Source organism: Gordonia sp. i37 (assembly GCF_002043085.1).
GTDB classification, from domain to species: domain Bacteria; phylum Actinomycetota; class Actinomycetes; order Mycobacteriales; family Mycobacteriaceae; genus Gordonia; species Gordonia polyisoprenivorans.
Genome location: NZ_MVPX01000019.1, coordinates 1 through 1,655, shown reverse-complemented (window position 1 = coordinate 1,655; position 1,655 = coordinate 1). Strand labels below are relative to the sequence as shown.

Here is a 1,655-nt window from a genome sequence, read left to right as displayed (position 1 = left end):
GTCGCCGTTGTGCGGGCCGATCCACGCAGGGCCCGATCGTTGCCCCGGCAAACCGTTGGTGTCCCCAATTCTGGTGCCATAGAGCATTTTTCGGCCGAACGGACGACACCGAACAGAGATGAATGGACCGAACGACCGATATCGGCGATATGCCCGAGGCGGTTAGCGTCGCACTGCTCTGTTCACCGTGACGTTCCCTCGAAGGAGAACTCGTGCCCTCTCGCACCATGCGCGCCCTCTGCGCCACCGCCCTGTCCGCAGCCGCTTTGGCCGTCGCCGCCCCCGGGCTGGCCCAGGCCGACGGGACACAGGACCCGGCCTATAGCGGCCCGGTAACGCCCTGCGACGTCGAAAACACGCCGCGCTCCGGAGGTTTCGCTTCCGAACCGCAGAACTTCCCCAAGAGTATCGGTCGGACCGGCCCGACATCGTTCGTCCTAAACTTCAACGCGGAGGACGAACCTGACAAGTTCGATGTGATCTATCAGAACAAGCAGATCGCCACCACCGGATGGCGCGGTTCCGAGTCAGCGAACAAGTTCAATCGCCCCCTGTCGGGACCGGGCTCGGGAAGTATCCGGGTCGCAGTACCGCGGGGCTCTTCCTCGGTGGTCACTGTGCGGGTCTCCACAGATTCGGAAAGCACGGTCTGGCACTTCACCGCTCAGTGCCCGAACTGATCCGCCCGGGGCGACTACAGCAGCACCGTCGCCGTGATCGCCCCGGCACAGGCGACGGCAACGATGCCGAGCACGAACCAGTCCCGCCGATGCGGTCGGGACGGGTAGGCGGTGAGGCGGCCGGTGCCGCCGCGCGCGGTGATCGCCTCGGCCATCTCCTCGGCACGACGCAGTGCCGAACTCATCGCCGCGACCACCATGTCGATGATGCCCATCTCGGCGGCCGGGTGTCCGGAGTCGGCCGGCGCGGTCGGTCGCAGCCGGTGTGCCGCGCGCAGCAGACGTAGCTCCTCGATGAGCATCGGCAGGCCACGTAGGCACAGGGCGATCGAGACGGCCCACTCGTCGACGGGCAGCCGCAGCCATCGCAGTGGGCGCATCAACGTCGCGATCGCGGGGGCGACGTCGGCCAGCGGCGTCGTCCAGATGACCAGGATGGAGGTGGCGACCAGCACCAGGCCCAACGCGGTGGCCCGCGCGAACACGACCACAGCGGCAACACTGACCGCGGCATTGACGGCCGCTCCGAGGAGCAACAGCCCCCAGAACCACCACGGCGGCCGGGGAATCGCGCCCAAGGGGATGCCGGCGATCAGCGCGGTGATCACCAGCACCGCGGCGACCATGCCGAGTGCCGGCCACGACGGCAGCACCCAGGTCATCACGCTGAGCACGAGAACCACGAGGAGCTTCGTGCCCGCCCAGAGCCGGTGGATCACCGAATCGCCGGGCACCTGACGTAGTGGCACCGTACGCATCGTCATTCGTGAGACCTCTTTCCGCGGAACAGCGTCGGCCGGGCGGCGTCGGTCACCTCGGGCTCGTGCGGGTTGATGTCGAGCGCGGGACCGTCGTGGACGTGGTCGGTGCCGCCTTCGGTGAGGACACCGCGCACCAGGTGGACGCGGCGATCGCACACGTCGCCGAGGGAGGCGAAGTCGTGGGAGATGATCACGATCGTCATACCCGCCCGCC

At 67.7% G+C, this 1,655-nt stretch carries 3 protein-coding genes; 1 reads left to right on the top strand and 2 read right to left on the bottom strand.

Annotated features, from left to right (window positions below):
• Window positions 1-212 precede the first annotated feature (212 nt).
• The gene (locus tag B1964_RS00820) at window positions 213-680 is read left to right on the top strand and encodes a hypothetical protein (protein WP_079928435.1); all 468 of its coding nucleotides are present in this window, start codon (window positions 213-215) and stop codon (window positions 678-680) included.
• A 14-nt stretch (window positions 681-694) separates the two neighbouring features.
• On the opposite strand, the gene B1964_RS00815 is transcribed toward B1964_RS00820, so the two are convergent.
• Both B1964_RS00815 and B1964_RS00810 read right to left on the bottom strand, forming a co-directional pair.
• Window positions 695-1,444: an energy-coupling factor transporter transmembrane protein EcfT gene (locus B1964_RS00815; RefSeq protein WP_006369151.1), complete on the bottom strand. Its 750-nt coding sequence runs from the start codon at window positions 1,442-1,444 to the stop codon at window positions 695-697.
• The coding region (locus tag B1964_RS00810; protein WP_216354216.1) for a hypothetical protein at window positions 1,441-1,655 on the bottom strand (215 nt) is incomplete at its 5' end. The genes B1964_RS00815 and B1964_RS00810, both read right to left, overlap by 4 nt.